Annotated in this window: 26 protein-coding genes; 16 read left to right on the plus strand and 10 right to left on the minus strand. The window is 69.6% G+C overall.

Going from position 1 to position 20,404, the window contains the following annotated elements; translation table 11 throughout:
* The first annotated feature begins 50 nt into the window (after window positions 1-50).
* The 5 genes from VB737_RS07725 to VB737_RS07745 all read left to right on the plus strand — a co-directional run bounded on the left by VB737_RS07725 (window position 51) and on the right by VB737_RS07745 (window position 4,637).
* The gene (locus VB737_RS07725; RefSeq protein WP_500312307.1) at window positions 51-2,219 is read left to right on the plus strand and encodes a glutamine synthetase III family protein; all 2,169 of its coding nucleotides are present in this window, start codon (window positions 51-53) and stop codon (window positions 2,217-2,219) included.
* 160 nt (window positions 2,220-2,379) lie between these two features.
* On the plus strand, window positions 2,380-2,616 hold the full coding sequence (locus VB737_RS07730) for a DUF3136 domain-containing protein (protein ID WP_323243093.1): 237 nt from the start codon (window positions 2,380-2,382) through the stop codon (window positions 2,614-2,616).
* A gap of 112 nt (window positions 2,617-2,728) precedes the next feature.
* Window positions 2,729-3,148 carry a tellurite resistance TerB family protein gene (locus tag VB737_RS07735; protein ID WP_323243094.1) on the plus strand — a complete coding sequence of 140 codons (420 nt, stop codon included), beginning with the start codon at window positions 2,729-2,731 and terminating at the stop codon, window positions 3,146-3,148.
* Window positions 3,145-4,278 (plus strand): FAD-dependent oxidoreductase, encoded by a 1,134-nt coding sequence (locus VB737_RS07740; RefSeq protein WP_323243095.1) that lies wholly within the window; start codon window positions 3,145-3,147, stop codon window positions 4,276-4,278. Before VB737_RS07735 ends, VB737_RS07740 begins: the two co-directional genes overlap by 4 nt.
* 86 nt (window positions 4,279-4,364) lie before the next feature.
* Window positions 4,365-4,637 carry a hypothetical protein gene (locus VB737_RS07745; RefSeq protein ID WP_323243096.1) on the plus strand — a complete coding sequence of 91 codons (273 nt, stop codon included), beginning with the start codon at window positions 4,365-4,367 and terminating at the stop codon, window positions 4,635-4,637.
* A 43-nt stretch (window positions 4,638-4,680) separates the two neighbouring features.
* Here the strand turns inward: VB737_RS07745 and VB737_RS07750 are convergent, their stop codons facing one another.
* Genes VB737_RS07750 through VB737_RS07760 form a run of 3 tightly spaced genes read right to left on the minus strand, consistent with a single transcriptional unit; the run spans window position 4,681 to window position 6,951 of the window.
* Window positions 4,681-4,959 (minus strand): DUF427 domain-containing protein, encoded by a 279-nt coding sequence (locus VB737_RS07750; RefSeq protein WP_323243097.1) that lies wholly within the window; start codon window positions 4,957-4,959, stop codon window positions 4,681-4,683.
* Between the two features lie 58 nt (window positions 4,960-5,017).
* Entirely contained in the window at window positions 5,018-5,644 is a 627-nt protein-coding gene (locus VB737_RS07755; protein WP_323243098.1) for a DUF2808 domain-containing protein, read from the minus strand.
* 26 nt (window positions 5,645-5,670) lie between these two features.
* Entirely contained in the window at window positions 5,671-6,951 is a 1,281-nt protein-coding gene (locus VB737_RS07760) for a glutathione S-transferase family protein (RefSeq protein WP_416238040.1), read from the minus strand.
* A gap of 120 nt (window positions 6,952-7,071) precedes the next feature.
* Here VB737_RS07760 and cpcB point away from each other — a divergent pair, with 120 nt between their 5' ends.
* From cpcB to VB737_RS07785, 5 genes are all read left to right on the plus strand, one after another.
* The gene (gene cpcB / locus VB737_RS07765) at window positions 7,072-7,590 is read left to right on the plus strand and encodes a C-phycocyanin subunit beta (protein ID WP_015108656.1); all 519 of its coding nucleotides are present in this window, start codon (window positions 7,072-7,074) and stop codon (window positions 7,588-7,590) included.
* 284 nt (window positions 7,591-7,874) lie between these two features.
* Window positions 7,875-8,060, plus strand: coding sequence for a hypothetical protein (locus VB737_RS07770; RefSeq protein WP_500312308.1), 186 nt, complete (start codon window positions 7,875-7,877; stop codon window positions 8,058-8,060).
* The gene (locus tag VB737_RS07775) at window positions 8,061-8,468 is read left to right on the plus strand and encodes a hypothetical protein (protein WP_500312309.1); all 408 of its coding nucleotides are present in this window, start codon (window positions 8,061-8,063) and stop codon (window positions 8,466-8,468) included.
* Window positions 8,469-8,482: 14 nt separating this feature from the next.
* Window positions 8,483-8,821 (plus strand): P-II family nitrogen regulator, encoded by a 339-nt coding sequence (locus VB737_RS07780; RefSeq protein ID WP_323243101.1) that lies wholly within the window; start codon window positions 8,483-8,485, stop codon window positions 8,819-8,821.
* Window positions 8,822-8,987: 166 nt separating this feature from the next.
* Complete coding sequence (locus tag VB737_RS07785; protein ID WP_323243102.1) at window positions 8,988-9,707, plus strand: SDR family NAD(P)-dependent oxidoreductase; 720 nt, start codon at window positions 8,988-8,990, stop codon at window positions 9,705-9,707.
* 6 nt (window positions 9,708-9,713) lie between these two features.
* Here VB737_RS07785 and hemN read toward each other — a convergent pair whose 3' ends face one another.
* A complete protein-coding gene (gene hemN, locus VB737_RS07790; RefSeq protein ID WP_500312310.1) occupies window positions 9,714-11,084 on the minus strand; it encodes an oxygen-independent coproporphyrinogen III oxidase in 1,371 nt (456 codons plus the stop codon).
* Between the two features lie 58 nt (window positions 11,085-11,142).
* The gene (locus tag VB737_RS07795) at window positions 11,143-11,832 is read right to left on the minus strand and encodes a biliverdin-producing heme oxygenase (RefSeq protein WP_500312311.1); all 690 of its coding nucleotides are present in this window, start codon (window positions 11,830-11,832) and stop codon (window positions 11,143-11,145) included.
* A gap of 139 nt (window positions 11,833-11,971) precedes the next feature.
* On the opposite strand from VB737_RS07795, the gene VB737_RS07800 reads away from it, so the two are divergent.
* Together VB737_RS07800 and VB737_RS07805 are read left to right on the plus strand one after the other, a co-directional pair.
* A complete protein-coding gene (locus tag VB737_RS07800; RefSeq protein ID WP_500312312.1) occupies window positions 11,972-12,379 on the plus strand; it encodes a hypothetical protein in 408 nt (135 codons plus the stop codon).
* Window positions 12,380-12,506: 127 nt separating this feature from the next.
* Window positions 12,507-13,547, plus strand: a complete 1,041-nt coding sequence (locus VB737_RS07805) for an L-lactate dehydrogenase (RefSeq protein WP_500312313.1) — start codon at window positions 12,507-12,509, stop codon at window positions 13,545-13,547.
* A gap of 1 nt (window position 13,548) precedes the next feature.
* Here VB737_RS07805 and VB737_RS07810 read toward each other — a convergent pair whose 3' ends face one another.
* Window positions 13,549-14,238, minus strand: coding sequence for a long-chain fatty aldehyde decarbonylase (locus VB737_RS07810; RefSeq protein WP_500312314.1), 690 nt, complete (start codon window positions 14,236-14,238; stop codon window positions 13,549-13,551).
* A gap of 51 nt (window positions 14,239-14,289) precedes the next feature.
* Window positions 14,290-15,318 (minus strand): magnesium-protoporphyrin IX monomethyl ester (oxidative) cyclase, encoded by a 1,029-nt coding sequence (gene acsF, locus VB737_RS07815; RefSeq protein ID WP_500312315.1) that lies wholly within the window; start codon window positions 15,316-15,318, stop codon window positions 14,290-14,292.
* Window positions 15,319-15,461: 143 nt separating this feature from the next.
* Here acsF and VB737_RS07820 point away from each other — a divergent pair, with 143 nt between their 5' ends.
* Genes VB737_RS07820 through gorA form a run of 3 tightly spaced genes read left to right on the plus strand, consistent with a single transcriptional unit; the run spans window position 15,462 to window position 17,780 of the window.
* Complete coding sequence (locus VB737_RS07820; RefSeq protein ID WP_094584033.1) at window positions 15,462-15,767, plus strand: ArsR/SmtB family transcription factor; 306 nt, start codon at window positions 15,462-15,464, stop codon at window positions 15,765-15,767.
* Window positions 15,745-16,425, plus strand: a complete 681-nt coding sequence (locus tag VB737_RS07825) for a pentapeptide repeat-containing protein (protein WP_500312316.1) — start codon at window positions 15,745-15,747, stop codon at window positions 16,423-16,425. Before VB737_RS07820 ends, VB737_RS07825 begins: the two co-directional genes overlap by 23 nt.
* Complete coding sequence (gene gorA, locus VB737_RS07830; protein WP_500312317.1) at window positions 16,422-17,780, plus strand: glutathione-disulfide reductase; 1,359 nt, start codon at window positions 16,422-16,424, stop codon at window positions 17,778-17,780. Before VB737_RS07825 ends, gorA begins: the two co-directional genes overlap by 4 nt.
* A 15-nt stretch (window positions 17,781-17,795) precedes the next feature.
* Here gorA and VB737_RS07835 read toward each other — a convergent pair whose 3' ends face one another.
* From VB737_RS07835 to cysK, 3 genes are all read right to left on the minus strand, one after another.
* A complete protein-coding gene (locus VB737_RS07835) occupies window positions 17,796-18,077 on the minus strand; it encodes a 2Fe-2S iron-sulfur cluster-binding protein (protein ID WP_500312318.1) in 282 nt (93 codons plus the stop codon).
* 95 nt (window positions 18,078-18,172) lie between these two features.
* Entirely contained in the window at window positions 18,173-18,607 is a 435-nt protein-coding gene (locus VB737_RS07840) for a hypothetical protein (RefSeq protein ID WP_500312319.1), read from the minus strand.
* 37 nt (window positions 18,608-18,644) lie between these two features.
* The gene (gene cysK, locus VB737_RS07845; RefSeq protein ID WP_500312320.1) at window positions 18,645-19,625 is read right to left on the minus strand and encodes a cysteine synthase A; all 981 of its coding nucleotides are present in this window, start codon (window positions 19,623-19,625) and stop codon (window positions 18,645-18,647) included.
* A 135-nt stretch (window positions 19,626-19,760) separates the two neighbouring features.
* Here cysK and VB737_RS07850 point away from each other — a divergent pair, with 135 nt between their 5' ends.
* Window positions 19,761-20,258 (plus strand): MotA/TolQ/ExbB proton channel family protein, encoded by a 498-nt coding sequence (locus VB737_RS07850; RefSeq protein WP_500312321.1) that lies wholly within the window; start codon window positions 19,761-19,763, stop codon window positions 20,256-20,258.
* Window positions 20,259-20,404: the final 146 nt, after the last annotated feature.

The raw sequence follows: 20,404 nt of genomic DNA on the forward strand, positions 1-20,404 counted from the left end.
GGGGCAGGACACAAGGATTGGATACCCCCCAGCCGACCAACGCTGTTTCCATGCCCAGCCCCCAACGCTTCGCCGCCATTCAGGAGATTCACCAGCGCCCTCCGGTGGTGACCCCCCCCATCGAGTCGCTGGATGAGCTCTGGGCCAGCGACGTGTTCAGCCTGGCCAAGATGAAGGCGGCCCTGCCCAAGGACATCTTCAAGTCGGTGCAGCGCACCATCAAGGAGAACGGCAAGCTCGACGTCTCGGTCGCCAACGTGGTGGCGCAGGCGATGAAGGAATGGGCCACCGGCCGCGGCGCCCTCTACTACGCCCACGTCTTCTATCCCCTCACCAACGCCACTGCCGAGAAGCACGACGGCTTCATCTCGGTGCAGGGTGACGGCTCGGTGATCACCGAGTTCACCGGCAAGGTGCTGGTGCAGGGCGAACCTGACGGCTCCTCGTTCCCCAGCGGCGGCATCCGCACCACCTTCGAGGCCCGCGGCTACACCGCCTGGGACATCACCAGCCCGGCCTTCCTGATGGAGACCCCCAACGGTCTCACCCTCTGCATCCCCACCGTCTTCATCTCCTGGACCGGCGAGGCCCTCGACAAGAAGACCCCCCTGCTGCGCTCCAACGCCGCCATGAACAAGCAGGCCCAGCGCCTGCTGCGGCTGCTCGGGGAAACCGAAGTGGCCCCGGTCAACTCCAGCTGCGGCGCCGAGCAGGAGTACTTCCTGGTCGACAGTGCCTATGTGCCCCTGCGTCCCGACCTGCTGCTGGCCGGTCGCACCCTGTTCGGCAAGCCCTCCGCCAAGGGCCAGCAGTTCGATGACCACTACTTCGGCGCCATCCCCCAGCGGGTTCAGGTGTACATGCAGGACGTGGAGCGCCAGCTCTACAAGCTGGGCATCCCCGCCAAGACCCGCCACAACGAGGTGGCCCCGGGCCAGTTCGAGATCGCCCCGTTCTTCGAGGCGGCCAACGTGGCCACGGATCACCAGCAGCTGATCATGACCATTCTCAAGAGCACGGCACGTCGCCACGGCATGAACTGCCTGCTCCATGAGAAGCCCTTTGAAGGCATCAACGGCTCCGGCAAGCACGTCAACTGGTCGGTGGGCAACCCCACCCAGGGCAACCTGCTGGATCCCGGCAGCACCCCCCACGAGAACATGCAGTTCCTGCTGTTCTGCGGCGCCGTCATCCGCGGGGTGCACAAGTTCGGCCCCCTGATGCGGGCCGTGGTGGCCACCGCCGGCAACGACCACCGCCTCGGCGCCAACGAAGCTCCTCCGGCGATCATCTCCGTCTACCTGGGCAGCCAGCTCGAGGACGTCTTCCGCCAGATCAAGGAGGGAGACGTGAAGGGTTCCACCCATGCCGGCGTCATGCAGCTGGGCGTCGACACCCTGCCGGAATTCCCCAAGGATCCCGGCGACCGCAACCGCACCTCCCCCTTCGCCTTCACCGGCAACCGCTTCGAGTTCCGGGCCGTCGGCTCCAACCAGTCGGTGGCAGGTCCCCTTGTGGCCATGAACACGATCCTGGCCGACTCGCTTGCCTACGTGAGCGACCAGCTGGAGCAGAAGATGGCCGCCGGCGAAAGCCTGCCCGGAGCCGCCTTCTCCGTGCTCAAGCAGATCATGACCGACCACGGCAACGTGGTGTTCGGCGGCGACGGCTACTCCAGCGAATGGCACCGCATCGCCGTGGAGGAGCGGGGTCTCGAGAACCTGCCCACCACCGCCGATTCCCTGCCGGTGCTGCAGCGTCCTGAGGTCCGCGACCTCTTCGCCCAGCAGGGTGTGCTCACCCCCCTGGAGCTGGAGAGCCGCTTCGAGGTCTACGCCGAGCAGTACGTGCTGGCCATCGACGTGGAGGCCAAGCTGGCGGTGCAGATCGCCCAGACCCAGATCTACCCGGCCGCCATGCGCTATCTGGGTGAGCTGGCCAGCTCCCTGCAGCTGCAGACCTCCATGGGCCTGCAGGTGTCCCCGGAGACCCAGCACAAGGTCGCGTCCCTCAGCGCCAAGCTGATGGAACTGAGCGGTGCCCTCGAGAGCGCCATCAGCAACGCCCCCCACGGCACCATCGCCCACATGCGCTACTCCGCCGACACCCTGATGCCGCTGATGCACCAGCTGCGGGAGGCGGTCGATGGTCTCGAGGCCGTCGTGGACGACAACCTGTGGCCCCTGCCCTCCTACCAGGAGATGCTGTTCATCCGCTGAGCGCTCCCGTTCCGCTCCCACCTTCGGCAGCGGGGAGGGCCTTTGCGGGCCCTCCTTTTTTTGTCCCCCGGGGCCGGGCCCTCCAGCGGAACCTCACGATCTGCACGCTTGGTTCCCTTCGTCACAGTCGCTGCCCGAGCGGAGGTGCTGGAGTCGATGGATGAGCGTTCCCGCCGACCTCCCGGATCTCGACGAGCACTACGGCTCCTACTGCCGGGCCATGCGGATGCTGGTGCGGGAGGGCAAGAGTCTCAAGAACGTGCAGCGCACCGTCTGCTGGCTGCAGCTGGCCCGTCTGCACGACTGCCGTCCGGCCCGCTACCAGGAACCGGATGCCCTCTATCTGAGGCTGTGTCGCGAAGGCGGGGCCGCCCGTGGGGCGACCTCAAAGCGCTGAGCGCCGGAGGGCGACGACGGCGAACCTTTCCAGGATTCGGTCGCATCGGCCACTGACAGGCACCCCTGGAGCGAACGATGACAGGTGTTCCCATGCTTGCGACGTTTTGTCCATGGACGCACCTACGGCCTTCGCCGCGGTGGCTCTCGCCGCCGTCTCCTGGGACGGGGCCCTCACCATGGCGGGCACACGGGCCCTTCGCCATGCCCTCGACTACCGCGCCCCCTTCAAGGGAAGGAGCGACAAGGAGATGATCAGCCTGATGGACACGCTGCTCCAAGGCCTGCGGGCCAAGGGAGCCATCGGCCTGATGGAGGAGGCGGCCGCGGTGCTGGACGACCGGCAGCGGCACACCGCCTATGCGGTGGCGGCCGAGATCATGCGCTCCGACGGTCCCCTGCAGGACCAGGAGCAGACGATCCTCGCCGACCTGGCCAGCACCCTGCGCCTCGATCCGGAGGAGACCACCAAGGTCCTCGAGGTGATGGACGTCCTCCATGCCAGCATCCTGGAGCCCGCCGTGAGCGCATGAGTTCCGACCCCGCCGGCCTCCGCATCGCCGTGGTGGGGGCCGGCAGTTCCGGCCTGCTGCTCGCCCTGATGCTGCAGCGCCAGGGCCACCGTGTCTGGCTGTTCGAGCGCTCCGGGCGACTGCGCACCGAGGGCTGCGGCATCCTGCTGGTGAAGAGCGGTGTGGAGGCGGTGGCGGCGGCGGCCGTTCCGGGCCTGCTCGACGACCTGCTGGCGGGGGGCCACCCCGTGCAGCGGTTCGTGTTCCGCAACCTCAGGGGCGATCTGATTGAAGCCAGCCCGGCGGAACGGGAGGCCGGAGCGCTGCCCTCCCTGTTGATCCACCGCCGCGCCATCCTCGACGCCCTCTGGGGCCATCTCGATGCCGACGGCTTCCACGGCGACCACGCGCTCGTCAGCTGGAGCCAGGACGAGAACGGCGTTGTGGCCCGCTTCGCCGATGGCCGCCAATGGACGGGCGATCTGCTGGTGGGGGCCGATGGGATCTTCTCCCGGGTGGCGGCCCTGCTCTGTCCCGAGCGGCGCCTGCAGTACCTGGGGGACAGGGTCTGGCGGGGGGTGGTGACGGACGCGGCCTTCTGCACCGACGGGGATTTCTTCGTCTATGCCCGGGGCCGGGGCATCTACGCCAATTTCTTCGATCTGGGCCCCGACGGGGAGGGCCGTGGGCGCACCCACTGGGGCTTCTTCCAGGAGGAGGAGCTCCCGGAGGACCGGGAGACCCGCCAGAGGCTGCTGGAGGAGGGGGTGCCCGCCGACGCCCTGGCCAAGCTTCCCGCCGATGCGGCCGCCGTGATCGCCGCCACGGCCCCGGAGGGGGTGGTGGCGAACTGGTCGTTCGACATCGATCCCCTGCCCGCCCTCGTCGACGGGCGGGTGGCCCTGATCGGCGACGCCGCCCACGCCATGAGCTCCTCCCAGGCACGTGGCATGACGGCGGGGCTGGAGGATGCGGTGGCCCTGGCGGCACGGCTGGCGCCCGGCGCCGCCCCCACCCCGCAGCTGGCGCTGCAGGCCTACCAGCAGGAGCGGCTTCCGGTCGTCCACCGTTATCAGGAACGCAGCCGCCAGGTCAGTCATCGCACGGGCCGGAAGCGCCCGCCGAGCCGACAGACCGCCGGGACCCGGTAGCGGAGCAACACCGAAAGATGTTGTGAAGGTGACAGTTCGGATCTGGCACAGGCGCCAGAATGCCACTCCTGTATACGAGGCAAGACGTGGCGATCTCCTTACCTCAGTCCTCCCGCTCCCGCAGCACCGCCCAGACGCGCAGCAACGTCCAGACGTGCCGCACCTACCGGCTGGTGGATCAGCAGGGTGATCCCCATCCCATCCTCGACGACCTCTACGACTCCCTCGATGCCGCCTGGAGTGAGGCGCTCAACTGGTGGCAGGAGGAGTTCGGCCCCGTCCAGGGTCCCGTCGGCATCGGCGTGGAGGTGAGCACCCTGAGCGGCGAATGGCGCACCCTCCGTTATCCCGGCAGCTGAATACCCCGGCAGGGCCAGGGGCCTCAGAGCAGCTCCCGCGGCGTCAGGCCACCGTCACCCCCTTCCAGAACGCCACCCGACCGCGGATGTTGCTGGCCGCTTCCTTCGGCTCCGGGTAGTACCAGACGGCGTTGGCATTCTCCTTGCCATCCACGATCAGGTTGTAATAGTGCGCCTCTCCCTTCCAGCCGCAGAAGGAGCGGTGGCTGGAAGGCTGGATGCAGGCTGGATCAAGGGCATCGGCGGGGAAGTAGGCGTTGCCTTCCACCGTCACGATGTCGTCACTGCTGGCGATCACCTTTCCGTTCCAGCTGGCCTGCATCGTGGTCGTCCTCAGGGTGCTCCATCTTGGCGCCTGCCCAATGCCTGCGGCCGATCGCTCACCACTCATTGGGCTGGTAGATCCGCAGGGTCCCCACCCCCACCGGGCTGGCCACCGGCTCGGGGCCGGCCGGGATCGCCGTCACCTGGAACAGGTAGGTGTCGGCCTGGACGGGGTTGAACCAGGGCCGCAGCGACACCGTGACCGTCGCGCCAGGAGGCACGGGCTCCGGGAAGCTGAGGCTGAAGCGCCGGGCGGCAGGATCGAACGCGGCCTCCACCGGGATGCGGCGCCCCTCGCGGCGGGGCACACCGAGAAAGGCACGGGTGCGCTCGACGGCAAAGGGGAACTGCCAGTCGGCACCACGGGTCTGCTGGATGGTCATGCCGCCGAGGGAGGCCCCCGCCCGCTCGTCGAGGCTGAGGGTGAAGAAGTACTCCGCCGGCGACTGGCCCACGTTGGTGGTGTAGCTGGTGAGGGTCACCTTCCACGGAGCCCGCACGAACTGGGTGCGGCCGCCCAGCTCCAGGGCTCTAGCGGCGGGAGCAGCGGCCGCCAGGGCCAGGGTCAGCGCCGCCAGCGGCGGCACCATCCCGCCGAGGCCCTGAGGGAGTCGCTGACGGAGACCCTCACCGAGGCCCAGGCGGCGGACGTCCAGGGGAGCGTGAACCGAAACGCCTGCCATGGCCTGCACCCGCATCGATACCAACGCTAGGAGCCAGCGCCGATGGGGCGGCCCGCGGCGGCAAGGAAGGGGGACGGATCCTGGTCGCGGCGATGCTGCACCGGGATCGGTTCCCCCGCCGCCAGGGGATCGGCCGGATCGAGGCGGGCGGTGGCCTCCAGGGAGCGACGCAGCAGGCGGGCCGCGTGCAGCGGCATGTCCCTGGGCACGCTGATGCGATCGCGCAGGTAGCGCAGGCCAGGGGCCGAACCGGGGGGCGGCGGGCAATCCTGGCCCGTGATCAGCCGGGTGAGGGCGCAGCGCAACGGCCGCTCGAAGCCATCGGATCCGAGGGGATTGCGCGCCAGGAGGGGTCCCCGGTGCCGGAGCACCCGGGCCAGGGCCACGGAGGCCGCGTCGGCCGGCTCGCTCTGGCTGGTTTCGGGATCGGGGCCGGGTGGGGACACGATCGGCCAGGGGCCGGCATCGATGCGGTCAGCCAGATGCTGCTGTGCGCCGCTGCCGCTGGCATGGCAGCCGCCCATCTGGGGAGGCAGGTCATGGGCGTGGGTGTGGAAGTCGCTCTGGGTGCCGAGGTAGGTGGAGCGCTGCTCGAGGGCCCGGAACCAGCGATCGATGGCGGGGTGGCGCTCCCTCAGCAGGTAGCCCTTGTAGTAGGCCAGGCTGGCGTTCATGCGCTCGACGTAGGGCACGAAGATCAGGTCCACCGTGCCCAGGTCACCGGTCAGGAACGGTCCCGGCTCCGCCTCGAGGGCGGCCGCGAACTGCGCGGCCCAACGGTCGAAGCCCTCCCGGCCCCGGGCCTCCTCGGCGGCCCCCCGAGACGGGACGCAGAGCCACTGGCACCAGGCCCGGAACAGCTGACGCTCCAGCTGGCGCAGCGGCAAGGCCCGGGACGACTGGATCGCCTCCCCCAGGGGGCCGAAGCTTGCCTCGAGCGCTTCGAGGATCTGGTCGCTTTCGGTGATCAGACGACCATCGAGCTCGAGGGCCGGCAGCATGCCGCTGGGCACCCGCTTGGTGTACCAGGGCTCCTTGCGCCCGTAGCAGAACATCGTCACCTTGCAGATCCGGTGGGGAACCTGCTTCTCCTCCAGCCACAGCCAGACCTTCTGGCAGTAGGGGCACCAGGCGTGGTGGTCGCGGTACAGGGTCACGCGGACCTCCGCCTCCGGACGGCCGAACAGCCGCAGCAGGGCCTGGGGGCTGGTGGGACCCGACGATGACTCGCCCGGCGTCGGCGCGGCCGCAAGGGCCAGCGCACCCCATTCCATCGGCTCGGGAGGCATGCGTGCGGAGCTGGCCATGCAGCCGCGAAGGGGCCAATCACCCTAGTCAAGCTGCCAGAGGCGCGTCATCCGGAGTGCTCGCACCCCCCGGGCCGGCGAATCTATGGTTCCTATCTCCCACGCTCCAGAGCAGTTCCCATGTTCGACGCCTTCACCAAGCTCGTCGCCCAGGCCGACGCCCGCGGCGAATTCCTCAGCCCCGGCCAGATCGACGCCCTGGGTGCGATGGTGGCCGAGAGCAACAAGCGGATGGACACGGTCAACCGCATCACCTCAAACGCCTCCAAGATCGTCACCAACGCCGCCCGCGACCTGTTCGACCAGCAGCCCGCCCTGATCGCCCCCGGCGGTAACGCCTACACCCACCGCCGCATGGCCGCCTGCCTGCGCGACATGGAGATCGTTCTGCGCTACATCACCTACGCGATCTTCACCGGCGACGCCTCCGTGCTCGAGGACCGCTGCCTCAACGGCCTCCGTGAGACCTACCTGGCCCTGGGCGTGCCCGGTGCCTCCGTGGCCGAAGGCATCCGCAAGATGAAGGATGCCGCCATCGCCATCGCCAACGACCGCAACGGCATCACCCCCGGTGACTGCTCCGCCCTGATGTCCGAGGTGGGCACCTATTTCGACCGCGCCGCCGCCGCCGTCGCCTGAGTCGAGCCCAGCCTCCGCCGCGACCATCCCGCCGGGGCCCAGCCCCGGCTTTTTTGTGACCGTTCGCTCGCCGGATGGGCTGTTTGTGCGTTTCGCTACACAGTCATCCATCCCTTGCGTTGAGGGTGATTTCGGCTTGTTCCAGGGTGTCCTCTCCTCCGATGCATGGATCACCAATGGATGCCGCCTTGCCGTCCGCACTGACGAGCTTGGATCGCCTCCCCAGCCCCACTCCATGGGGGCTTCCGGATCATCGGATCAGGGGAATCGCCCCCCTCCTGCAGGTGCTGCGGGCCCGCATCGGAGCTGCACTGGTCAGCCCGGTCCGCACGGCCCTCTTCACGGGCGTCGTTCTGATCGAGCTCATCGCCGTTCTGTGGATGGTGCCGGGGTCCGGCTCTGCCCTCGGCGTCTGCAGCGGTGCCATCGCCGGGTTGGTGGGGATCTTCCCGTCGGCAGGCTTTGGCTAGATGGACGCTTCGATTCCGATCCACGTCCTCACGGCGACGTCCTGCTTCCTGGTGGTGAGCATCAAGTCGCAGACGCAGATCGACCTCTCGATCGACACCTTCATGCTCCACGGCGTGGGCAGCACCATGGCTGGGATGCTGACGGCGATTCTCGCCTCAAGGGCCCTTGTGCCCGGGGATTACTTCCCCTTGTCGGCCAAGATCCTTGAGGAATCAGGACACTTCGGCCCTTTCATCCCCCAGCAGAACGCCGTTATCCTCACCTATGGATTTGTCGCGCTGGGTACGGCTATCATTCTCTGGATTCTCGGTGACCTGATGCCCCTTCGCATCAGCATTGAAGAGGAAGAGCGCGGTCTCGACTTCGTGACTCACGGGGAAGAGGCGTACGATCCAATGACCAACTGACGACCAAACCTTCCATGAAAATGATCACGGCCATGGTCCGCCCCTCCAAGGTGGATGCCATCAAGACAGCCCTCGTTGCCCTTGACATCATCGGCATGACGGTCACCGACTCCCGTGGATTCGGTCGCCAGAAGGGCCAGGTCGAGCGCTACCGGGGAACGGAGTTCACCGTCGAGTTCCTGCCCAAGGCGAGGATCGAGATCGTCGTCCCCACCGCCAAGCTGGACGCGGCGATCGCCGCAATCACCGAAGCGGCCCACACCGGTGAAATCGGTGACGGCAAGCTCTTCGTCACCCCGGTCGAATCGGTGATCCGGATCCGCACCGGCGAATCCGGCGAATCCACCCTCTGAGCAGCGACGCCGACACCGGCGCGTCCCCACCCGGAGCTGGCCAACGCGGTCAGCTCCTTTTTTGTGGGCTCCTGACGGCTCCTGAGCCATCCCGCTGGCCTTCCCCGTCCTGGCCAGCCGCCCAAACCATCCGCCAGGATTTCCAGACCCGCCGCCGGCGCCGGCCATGGAGCAGTCCCGCACCCTGCTGATCAGCGGCGCCAGTCGGGGCATCGGCCGGGCGATCGCGGAACGGGCCCTGGCGGATGGCCACCGGCTCAGCCTCGGCCTGCGGGATCCCGCCGCTCTCCCGGACGGTCCGCTCCGGGAGGCCGCCTGCCGGAGCGAGCGGTTGGTCGTCCATCCCTACGACGCCCGCGACCCCGGCCAAGCGACAGCCTGGGTGGAGGCGACCCTCGCCCACTTCGGCGCCATCGACGGGGTGATCCACTGCGCCGGCCTCTTCTCCCGGGTGGGCCTGCTGTTCGACCCGGGCGGCGAAGGGGAGATCGAGGACCTCTGGCGCGTCAATCTGATGGGTCCCTGGTGGCTCACCCGGGCCGCCTGGCCGGCGCTGGTGGCCAGCGGCGACGGCCGGGTGATCACCCTGGTGTCGATGAGCGGCCAGCGGGTGAAGGGGGCCCTGGCGGCCTATCCCTGCAGCAAGTTCGCCCTGATGGCCCTGTGCCAGTCGATGCGCAACGAGGGCTGGGACGCCGGCATCCGGGTGACGGCGATCTGCCCGGGCTGGGTCAACACCGCCATGGCCTCCCAGGTGACGGCCCTGCCCGCCGACGCCATGACCCAGCCCGAGGACCTGGCCGCCCTCACCGCCCAGCTGCTGCGACTGCCCGCCAGCGCCGTGCCCTTCGAGCTGAAGATCAACTGCGTGCTGGAACCCTGCTGAAGGCGCTCAGATCAGCCGCGAGCCGGAGGCCGTCTGGCGCTGGGAGGGATCGAACACGGCCGCGACGGTGCGGATCAGCCAGCGGCCCGAGGCGGTCACCTCCACCAGGCCCAGGCCATCGGCCTGGCTGAGCCGCACCAGACCGTCGGCGGCCAGGTCCTCAAGGGCGGCCCACTCGGCGGCGTAGCGCTCCGGATCGATCGCCACCCGGAAATGGCACATCACCTGGCGGATCAGCTCCCGCCGCTCCAGCACCTCCGGATCACTCACCACCAGCCCCCGCTCCACCGGCAGCTGGCCGGCGGCGATGCTGGCGGCATAGGCCTTGAGATCCCGCTGGTTCTGGCTGAAGAGACCGGGGAACTGGCTGATCGCCGTGGGGCCCACCCCCAGCAGCTCCAGCTCCCCGCCGGTGGTGTAGCCCTGGAAGTTGCGGTGCAGGCGCCCCTCTCTGGCCGCCACGGCCAGGCTGTCGCCGGAGAGGGCGTAGTGATCCATGCCGATGGCGTCGTAGCCGCACCCGCCCAGGCGGGCGGCGGCACGCTCCAGCATCTGCAGCCGCTGGCGCTGGCTGGGCAGATCCTCGGCGGCGATCTTGCGCTGCAGGGGCAGCTGCTCGGGGAGGTAGGCGAAGGAGAACAGGGACACCCGGTCGGGGCGCAGGTCCTGCACCAGGGCCAGGGTGGCGTCGAACCGCTCCGGCGTCTGCAGCGGCAGACCGCAGATCAGATCGACGTTGACACTGGCGAAACCCGCCTCCCGCATCCAGACCATGGCCCGGCGCAGCTGGTCCACGGGCACCACCCGGTTCACCGCCTGCTGCACCAGGGGGTCGGCATCCTGGATGCCGAAGCTGATCCGGGAGAAGCCCAGGCGGCGCAGCTCCATCACATCCTCCCGGCTGAGGGTCTCCGGATTCACCTCAATCGAGGCCTCCAGATCGCTGGCCAGATCGAAGTGGCGCTCGATCAGCCCCCAGAGCCGCCGTCGCTCGGGAATCGTCAGGTAGTTGGGAGTCCCCCCGCCCCAGTGCAGCTGGGCCAGGCGGCGGCGCTGGGCGGAGTGGCGGCTGATCAGCTCCAGTTCCGCGGCCAGGGCGTCCAGGTAGGGATCCACCACCTTCGAGCCGGCGCCGGTGGTGATGCGGTTGCAGCCGCAGAACCAGCAGGCGTTGCGGCAAAAGGGCACGTGGACGTAAAGCGACAGCGGCGCGTCGGTGGGGCGGGCCAGCTGGGCCTCCAGATCGGCCGAGCCGACGCCCCCGTGGAACGCCGCGGCCGTCGGATAGCTCGTGTAGCGGGGCACGGGCCGGTCGTGCTTGAGCAGCAGGTCGATCGGGGTGGTGGGACGTGGGGAAACGGTGGCCGCAGGGGTCATGGGAAGGGGATGGGGATAGGGGCTGGAGGCATGGGGAGCGGGGGACGGCCGGGGGGAGTCAGGCGGCGAGGTCTCCCAGTTCCGCCAGCAGGCGCTGGGTGTCGTGGAAGGCGATCACGGATTCCTCCAGCAGTTCCAGCTCCTCGTCTGCGCTGAGGTCCATGCGCTCGATGGCGTCATGCAACTCCTGCTTCAGCTCGGGGATGGGGCGCCGGAACTCCCAGAACCCCAGGGGCGGCAGGCCCTGGCCCGCAAGAATGGCGTTGGCCTGCGCGGCCAGCTGCTGGCCCCCGGAGAGATCGCCGCCGTAGCGCACGTAGACGTGGGCCATGAAGCGGTGCGGGGCCTGCTGGGCCAGGCGCTGCAGATGCTCCAGCCAGATGGCGGCCGCCGCGGAAGCGGGGGTGGCCGGGACAACGGTCAGCCCGGCGATGTCCAGATGCAGGGCCTGGCTGCGGGCCAGGTCGGCCCAGGGGAACCCCTCGGCCCCCAGGGCGGCAGCAAGCAGGGGGCCCCGGGCCTCGATCAGGCCGTAGGCGGGGGCGAGGGCACGGATCAGGGCCGCCAGCTGGCGGGGGTGGGCCTGCCCGTCCAGCAGCGAGCGGGAGAAGGCCATGCCCTCGGCCTGGTGGTGGGCGGCACCGATGCGGCCATGGAGCCGGCGCACCCGGGGACCGAAGCCCTTGCGGGCGAGCACATCGGCAGGCCCGGCATGGTCGGAGATGGCGGCGGGGATGGCGGTGGTCATGGGGAACGGCACTGGAGGAGAACGGCCTCAGGAAGGCGTTGCAACTGACGTTATAACTGTATCGTTGTTCCATGCTTCTATCGCAGCAAAATTGTTGCATCCCCCGCCACCGCTCCCCACCTCCACGCCCTGCCCCGCCATGTCCACCGCCCCCCAGGCCCCGTCTGCCGGCCCCCTGTGCTCCCTCTCGTTCCTCGTGGCCCCATGCGGGCAGCTCAGTGGGGACGGCCAGCTGCGGGAACTGATCGAGGAACGTCGCCAGCGCAAGGGCGCCGATGGGGAGATCTGGTATCTGGAGCCGGATCTGGTGGAGGAGCTGCACCTGACGCAGGCCTTCCGCCATCCCCCTGCGAAAGACCAGGAGCCGGGGCGGGAACGGCAGCGCATCGAAGCGATCGTGGCCGCTGAACCTGCGGTGATCACCTGGCTGCAACTGCGCTTCGGTGGCAGCAGCGGGACCCTCGCTCTGCCGGCAGGCTGGCTGCAGGAGCGGGGGGGAACACGGCCGCCGCGGGGAACACCTCCGGCTGTGGTCCTGGAGCCGTGACAGCGACGCTCAGGCGTGTTTCCGTTGGACTGACGGCCCGATACCCCGAGCGGAGGCGCCGTGAACCCAACCGCAACGAACCCAACCGCAACGAACCGTTCGAGCCGTCCCCAGGCTCCTGCCGCCGGTGCCTGATCTCACCCCGGCCGTCGGCGACGCCTCAGCCGCCCCCTTCTGCAACCTGCTCCTTCCCACCGGCGCCCAGGCGCGGGGGCGCACCCTCCCCGGTCGCAAAGTCGTGATCGTGGGCTGCGGCGCCGTGGGCATGGCCTGCGCCGTCTCGATCCTGCATCGGGGCTGCCAGGAGGAGCTGGTGCTGGTGGATGTAGCCCATGACCGGCTGGAGGGGGAGGTGATGGACCTGTGCCATGGCCTGCCGTTCCTGCCCCGCACCGACCTGCGGGCCGGAACCGTGGCCGAGGAGGGCCGCGATGCCGACCTGGTGGTGATCACCGCCGGCGTGGCCCAGCGGCCGGGCCAGTCGCGGCGGGAGCTGATCGAGCGCAATGCGGCCCTGTTCCGCCAGCTCGTGCCCCCGATCGCCCAGCACTGCCCCCGGGCGGTGCTGCTGGTGGTCAGCAACCCGGTGGATGTGCTCACCCACATCGCCGGCCAGCTGAGCGGCTTCCCCGCCCACCGGGTGATCGGCTCGGGCACCGTGCTCGATTCCGCCCGCTTCCGCATGGCCATCAGCCGCCGGCTGGGGATCGATCCCCACGACGTCCAGGCCTGGGTGATCGGCGAACACGGGGATTCCGAAGTTCCGGTCTGGAGTCGGGTGGTGGTGGCTGGCTCGGGCCTGGTCGATGGCGGCTGGGAGGGCAGCCGCACCCTGGCGGACCCCGAGCTTCAGGAGCTCTTCCACGACGAGGTGCGCCAGGCGGCCGACGCGATCATCCGGCTCAAGGGCAGCACCTCCTGGGCCATCGGGCTGGCCACCGCCGAAATCGTCGAGGCGGTGCTGCGCAGCAAGGACCAGATGCTCACGGTGAGCAGCCGCAGCCACGGCCACTACGGCCTGCCCGATGTCTGCCTCAGCCTGCCCACGATCGTCAACGACAGCGGCGCCGCCGCCCTGGTGCAGATGGCCCTGACCGGGAAGGAAATGGACCAGCTGCGCCACAGCGCCGCGGTGCTGCGGGGGATGCTCGACGAGGCGGGGTTCTGACCTAGGCCGCCGCCTGGGCCGCCCGACCCGCCAGTCGCGCCACCAGGGCACGGGCCTGGGACGGCGGGAAGCCCACCAGTTCGATCGCCGCCTGGAAGCCGCCGACGAATTCGCCGACCAGGTCGGCGGGATCGATGCCGATGGCGCTCAGGTCGTCACGGACGCTGTGGAGCATGGCCAGCACGATGGGCAGGGCGCGCTCGCAGCAGGCTGCGATCGGTGCGGCCACCTCCGGGAACCAGGCCGCCAGCCAGTGGCCGCCGTACGCGAGGTGTTCGGCCTCATCGGTGAGCACCGCCGCGATGATCGGCGCGGCGAAGGGGTCGGCCACGGGCTTGTAGCAGCGGTAGGCGGCCACGGCGAAGCTCTCGACGATCAGGCACTGGATCACCAGGGCGCTGACGCGGTCGCCGCTGCGTACGGCCTCACGGAACAGCCGGTGCAGGGGCGCGAACAGGCGGCGTGCCAGCGGCAGATCCGGGCGGATCCCCAGCTGCCTGCCGCAGCCGGAGAAGTCCCGGGCATGGCGGCCCTCCATGGCGGCGAGCCTCAGCAGGTCGTCCCGGTCCTCCGGCAGGAGGCCGGCCAGCAGGCGGAAGTGGCTGTCCGCCAGGCCCTCCCCCACGATCACCAGGGCGTTGATGCGGCTGTAGGCGTCGCGGTAGGCGGGGGTCAGGAGGGGCTGGGGCATGGAAGGGCAGGCAAGGGAACAGAAGCTGGAAATGCCGCAGGGAGGCCGGGCTCAGCCCGCCTCCGCCGGCACCATCGGCTGCCAGAACTGCCGCCACAGCAGCCCGCCGAAGCGCAGCCGCAGGCCGAGCTGGCGCAGGGGGCCTGCCCCCTGGCGGCGGGCGGCGCCCATCTCCTGGAAGCAGGCGACGAGGCGGTCCCGCAGGGCGATGTAGCCGCCGGACTCCAGATCGAACACCCAGGGGAAGGCCCGGCGGGCCGTGCGGTTGGTCTGACGCATGACCTCGGCGTCGAAGGCCTCCGGGTCCATGCCCAGGATCCTGTAGAACTCGCCCCGCTCACAGACCGTGAGGCTGTGGGTGAGAAACACCGACCACAGGAAGAAGCGACTCAGCAGCTTGCCGCGCAACCCCTGGCGCAGGGCCGGCCAGCAGCGGATCAGCATGTTGAAGATGTCGCCATGGCGGTTCTCGTCCTGGCACCAGGGCTCGAAGAAATCGAACAGCGGCGCGAAGTTGCTGTCCGGGTGGGCCTTGAGGTGGCGGTCGATGAGGATGTAACGCCAGTAGCCGATCTTCTCCGAGAGGAAGACGCTGTAGAGCACCCAGCTCAGGGGGAACCAGGTGATCGGTCGCTTGGTGCTGAGGCTGGGCAGATCGATCGCGATGCCCTCGGCCACCAGGGCCCGGTTGAGGAAGCCGGCGTGGCGGGCCTCATCACGGGCCATCAGCTGGAACAGCCGCCCCATCTCAGGACGCTGGGCCTGGAAGAGCCGGCGGGAGAGCTCCTTGAACAGCAGGAAACCGGAGAACTCCGACACGCAGGAGCGCACCAGGTAGCTCTCATAGGCCTGCTTCTCCTCGGGGCTGAGATCGCGCAGCCGGTCCAGCGGTGCCTTGCGGTCGAAGTGGTCGCGGTTGTAGTCCGCCTCCATCTCGGCGAGCATCGCCTCGAACGCCGGCCGCTGCCGCTCCAGATCCGTGCGGGCCGCCTTGGCGATCTGGGTCGTGTAGAACCGCGGGGTCAGCAGGTCTTCCCGCAGGTGGGGCGCCGCAGCAGGAGCAGAAAGGGTGGCGGTCATCGGAGGCGACGCTGGTTCACGTCATAACGACATCGTGATACTACGTGATCCAGGGGAAGCAGACCTGTGGTTTCACGATTCTGTATCAACAGTCTGAGACGCAAGCGTGGTAGCCTCCCCGAACACGGGCCCCGTTGCGGTCGATGGAATCTCTGGCCGACTACTTCAAGGTGTTCTCGGAGCCCAACCGGCTCACCGTGCTCGAGACCCTGCGCCCGGGCCCCCTGAACGTGACGGCCGTCGTCGAGAAGACCGGTCTCAGCCAGGCCCTGGTGTCCAAGCATCTCAAGCTGCTCACGATCGCCGGGGTGGTGCGCCGCCGTCCCGAAGGCAGCCTGGTGTTCTATGAAGTGATCGACAAGGGCGTCTTCCAGCTCCTGGCCCAGGCCAGGAAGCTGATGCTCGCCTCCCGCCGCCAGCAACTCGATGCCCTTGCGGCCATCCTCTGACCCTCCCACCGATCTGCCGGGTGACCTCCCCGCCGACCTGGAGGCCCTCAAACGCGCCCTGGCCGGAGGCCGCCGCCACTTCGCCGGTCTGCGGCTCGGGGATCTCGATGGCGTGGCCCTGGATCTCGGCGACTGCGACCTGCACGGTGGCTGCTTCAAGGAAGGTCGGTTCGGCCATGCCCGGCTGGCGGGAGCGAACGTGGAGGGCGCCTGCTTCCAGCAGGCCCTGCTCTGGGGGGCCGACCTCTCCGGTCTCAAGGCCGGCGGCTCCTTCTGGCACGACGCTGACCTGTCGGCGGCCCGGCTGCAGGGGGCCGATTTCGGCGGCGCCCTGATGCACCGCTGCTGCCTGCGGGGGGTGCTCGGCGCCCACAGCCGCTGGCGGTCCACCCGGCTGGTGGAGGCCGACTTCCGCGGCGGCCTCGACCAGCCCACCGACCTTGGCGGGGCCGATTTCCAGGGGGCCGACCTCAGCTTCGCCCAGATGCAGGGGGCCCTGCTGCAGGGGAGTGATCTGCGCGGTGCCTGCCTCTACGGCACCAACATGGGGGGCGCCGACCTGCGTGATGCCGATCTGAGCGGCTGCGACCTGCGGGACACCGATCTCCGGGACGCCATGCTGGATGGCACCGTGCTCCACGACGCCCTGCTGCCATGACCGACTGCTTCGATCTGATCGTCCTCGGGGCGGGCTCCGGTGGCCTGGCGGCCGCCAAACGGGCGGCCTCCTACGGGGCCTCGGTGGCGATCGTGGAGGGCGACCGGGTGGGCGGCACCTGCGTGATCCGCGGCTGTGTTCCCAAGAAACTGCTGGTGTACGGCTCGGCCTACCGGCACCTGCTGGCCGATGCGGCCAGCTACGGCTGGCAGCTGGACGGCTTCCGGCCCGACGCCTCGGTGCTGCTCGCCAACGTGCGCCGCGAGGTGGACCGGCTCAATGCGCTCCACATCACCCTGTTGGAAAAGGCGGGCGTCGAGCTGGTGCGGGGCTGGGGCCGGTTCGCCGATCCCCACCACATCGAGGTGGTCCACGGATCCAGCACCAGCCGACGGCTCAAGGGAAAACGGATCCTGATCGCCGCCGGCGGCCGTCCGCACCGGCCCACCATCCCCGGGGCCGAACTGGGCTGGGTGAGCGACGACATGTTCCTGCAGGAGCGCTTCCCGGACCGGGTGGTGGTGGTGGGGGCGGGTTTCATCGCCTGCGAATTCGCCTGCATCCTGCATGGCCTGGGCGTGGCGGTGACCCTGCTGGTGCGGGGCGACCACCTGCTGCGGGGCTTTGACCGGGAGGCCTCCGCCGCCGTGCAGGAGGCCATGGAGGCCGAAGGCATTGAGATCCGCTTCGCCCACAGCCCCGCCGCCATCTCCGGCGTGCCCGGCGCCCTGGAGGTGATCACCGAGAGCGGCGAGGTGCTGCCCTGCGGCGGCGTGCTGCTGGCCACGGGCCGGCGGCCCTTCCTCGAAGGGCTGCAGCTGGAGTGCGCCGGGGTGGCGGTGGAAGGCCACCGCATCCCGGTGGATGCCGACCAGACCACCAACGTGCCCCACATCCATGCCGTCGGCGACGTGACCGACCGCATCAACCTCACCCCGGTGGCGGTGGACGAAGGCCGCGCCTTCGCCGACACCGTCTACGGCAACAAGCCCCGCCAGGTGAACCACGATCTGGTGGCCAGCGCCGTGTTCAGCCAGCCGGAACTGGCCGGGGTGGGACTGAGCGAGGAGGCCGCGATCGAGCGCTTCGGTGCCGAGGGCATCCGGGTGCACCGGGCCCGCTTCCGGCCCATGGCCCAGGCCCTGCCGGCCCGGGGCCCCCGGGTGCTGCTCAAACTGATCGTGGACGCCGCCACCGACCGGGTGGTGGGCTGCCACATGGTGGGCGAGCACAGCGCCGAGATCATTCAGATGGCGGCGATCGCCATCGGCATGGGCGCCACCAAGGCCGACTTCGACCGCACCATGGCGCTGCACCCCTCGGTGGCCGAGGAGTTCGTCACCATGGCCGGCTGAACAGGACCGGGGCGATCAGAGCTCCTCTTCCACCCCCGGCCGGATGGTGCAGTCCGCGAGGGGGTAGCTGACGCACAGCAGGGCGAAACCTTCGTCGATCTGCCCATCGTCGAGGAAGCTCTGGTCGGACTGGTCGACGCTGCCGGAGAGGATCTTGCCGGCACAGGTGCTGCAGGCCCCGGCGCGGCAGGAGTAGGGCAGATCGATGCCCTGTTCCTCGGCCGCGTCGAGGATGTAGGTGTCGTCGGGGCAGCTGAAGGACTTCCCTCCTTCCAGGCTGATCGTGAAGCTCGCCATGGTGCCGCAGGAGGACGCTCAGCCAATCCTTGGGGAACCTGGAGCCGCTGTATGTATCGCAACGAACAGGGTTCGCGGCTGGGGACAGGGGGCGCTCAGGCCCCTTCGCCGCCCGCTGGCTCGCCGGGGAAGCCCCAGGCCCGGCGAAGTCCCGGGTCGGACAGCTCCCAGGCATGTTCGCTGGCTACCACGGCGGCCCGCACCCCCTTCCCCGTCAGCCCCCGGGCGGCCCGGGCGCTCTCCAGGAGGTGACGGAACCGCAGGCTCTCCTGCAGCAGCCGCTCCACCCGCTCGGCCCCTCCGGCGCTGGCGAGCATCGTCGGTTGCCGGGCGCAGAGTTCGAGCGTCTCGATGTGCTCCTCCAGCCAGGCGGCCTCGTAGTGGAGCATGGCGTCGCTGCAGCCCTCCAGCCGCGCGGCATAGAGCGTCAGATGCTCCTCCAGCACGGCAGGGTCACCGGAGCGGTCGACCGGGGCCGGTGCGGTGGAGCGGTCATGGAGCCGCTGCATGATCTGGCGCAGGTAACTCATCGGCGATGGCCTCGCGGCACGCGAACGGTCGTTGGGGTCAGACGGCCGCCAGGCCCCGTTCGTTGAACACGCCCTCGAACAGCACCGAACTGAGGTAGCGCTCGCCGGAGTCGGGCAGCACCACCACGATGGTGCGGCCCTCGAAGGCCTTCTCCCTGGCGAGCCGCAGGGCGGCCACCGTGGCGGCGCCGCAGGAGATGCCGGCCAGGATCCCCTCCTCCTTCATCAGGCGGCGGGCCATGGTCACCGCCTCTTCATCGCTGACGGCCTCGACCCGGTCGACCAGGCTGAGGTCGAGGTTGGCGGGGACGAATCCGGCGCCGATGCCCTGGATCTTGTGGGGACCGGGCCGGAGATCCTCACCGGCCATCGTCTGGCGAATGACAGGGCTGTTGAACGGCTCCACCGCCACCGACACCAGCGGCTGGCCGAGGGTGGTTTTGATGTAGCGGCTGACGCCGGTGATGGTGCCGCCGGTGCCGACGCCGCAGACCAGGGCATCGACCACCCCGCCGGTGTCCGTCCAGATCTCCGGGCCGGTGGTGTCGTGGTGGATGCGGGGATTGGCCGGGTTCACGAACTGCTGCAGCATCACCCAGCGGTCCGGTTCGGATTCCGCCAGCTCGCGGGCGGCGGCAATGGCCCCCCCCATACCCAGCCGCCCCTCGGTGAGCAGGAGATGGGCGCCGTAGGCCGTGAGCAGCTTGCGCCGCTCCAGGCTCATCGTCTCCGGCATGGTGAGGGTGAGGGGGATGCCGCGGGAGGCGGCCACGAACGCCAGGGCGATGCCGGTGTTGCCGCTGGTGGGTTCGATCAGCTCCTTGCCGGGCCCCAGCAGACCGTCTTTCTCGGCCTGCCAGATCATCGCCGCGCCGATGCGGCACTTGACGGAGTAGGCCGGATTGCGGCCCTCGATCTTGGCCAGCACCCTGGCGCTGCATCCCTCCGTGACGCGATGCAGCTCCACCAGCGGGGTCTGCCCGATGCTGAGGCTGTTATCGGCATGGATGGGGCTCATGGTGCTCCCTCTGGATCCGGTCCATGGGCACCTTAGACAGCGCGCGATCGCCGGGGACTGTCAAGCAGCTGGGGCACGTCGTCCGGGCGACGTCGGCCCATACGATCGCCCCCGTTGGATGCAATGTCGCCAGGGGTGAAGACACCGGTCCCCGGGATCCATGGACCCATCGCCCTGTTGCTGCTGCTGCTCTCCATCGCCGTGGTGACCGTGGTGATCGACCGGGGCCGCTACTGGTGGAAGTGGTGGCGCGGCCGCGCCTCCCGGCGCCAGCAGTGGGAACGGGTGCTGGCCGACCAGGGCGGATCGGCTGCCGGGCGCCTGCTGGAGGACTGGGAGCTGGAGATGCGTTTCGGCGAGCCCCTGCTCCAGGCGGCCATCGTGCTGGCGCCGCTGCTCGGGCTGGTGGGCACCGTGCTGGGTCTGATGCAGGTGCTCGCCAGCCTCGGCCCCCAGCTGCTGCTGCCGGCGGGGGCCAACCTGGCCGGGTTCGGCCAGGTGCTGCTGAGCACGGCCCTGGGCCTGATCCTCAGCCTGATCGCCAGCACCGGCCTGTTCGCCAACCAGTGGCTGCGGCGCAGCCAGTGCCTGCGGCTGCAGCGCCTCGGCCGTGCCTGGGATTCGCCGGCATGAACCACGCCCTTGCCGCCCTGGTGGGGTTGACCCTGCTGCTGTGCGGGTCGGTCGCGGCCCTGGCCGACCTGGCCCGGGAACGCCAGCCGCGGCTGCGCCCCCCGGGCGGCCCGTCCCTCACTGGCGCCCTGTGGATCGTGCAGGCC

The sequence above is a fragment of the Synechococcus sp. BA-120 BA3 genome (genome assembly GCF_034931285.1).
Classification (GTDB): Bacteria; Cyanobacteriota; Cyanobacteriia; order PCC-6307; family Cyanobiaceae; genus Cyanobium.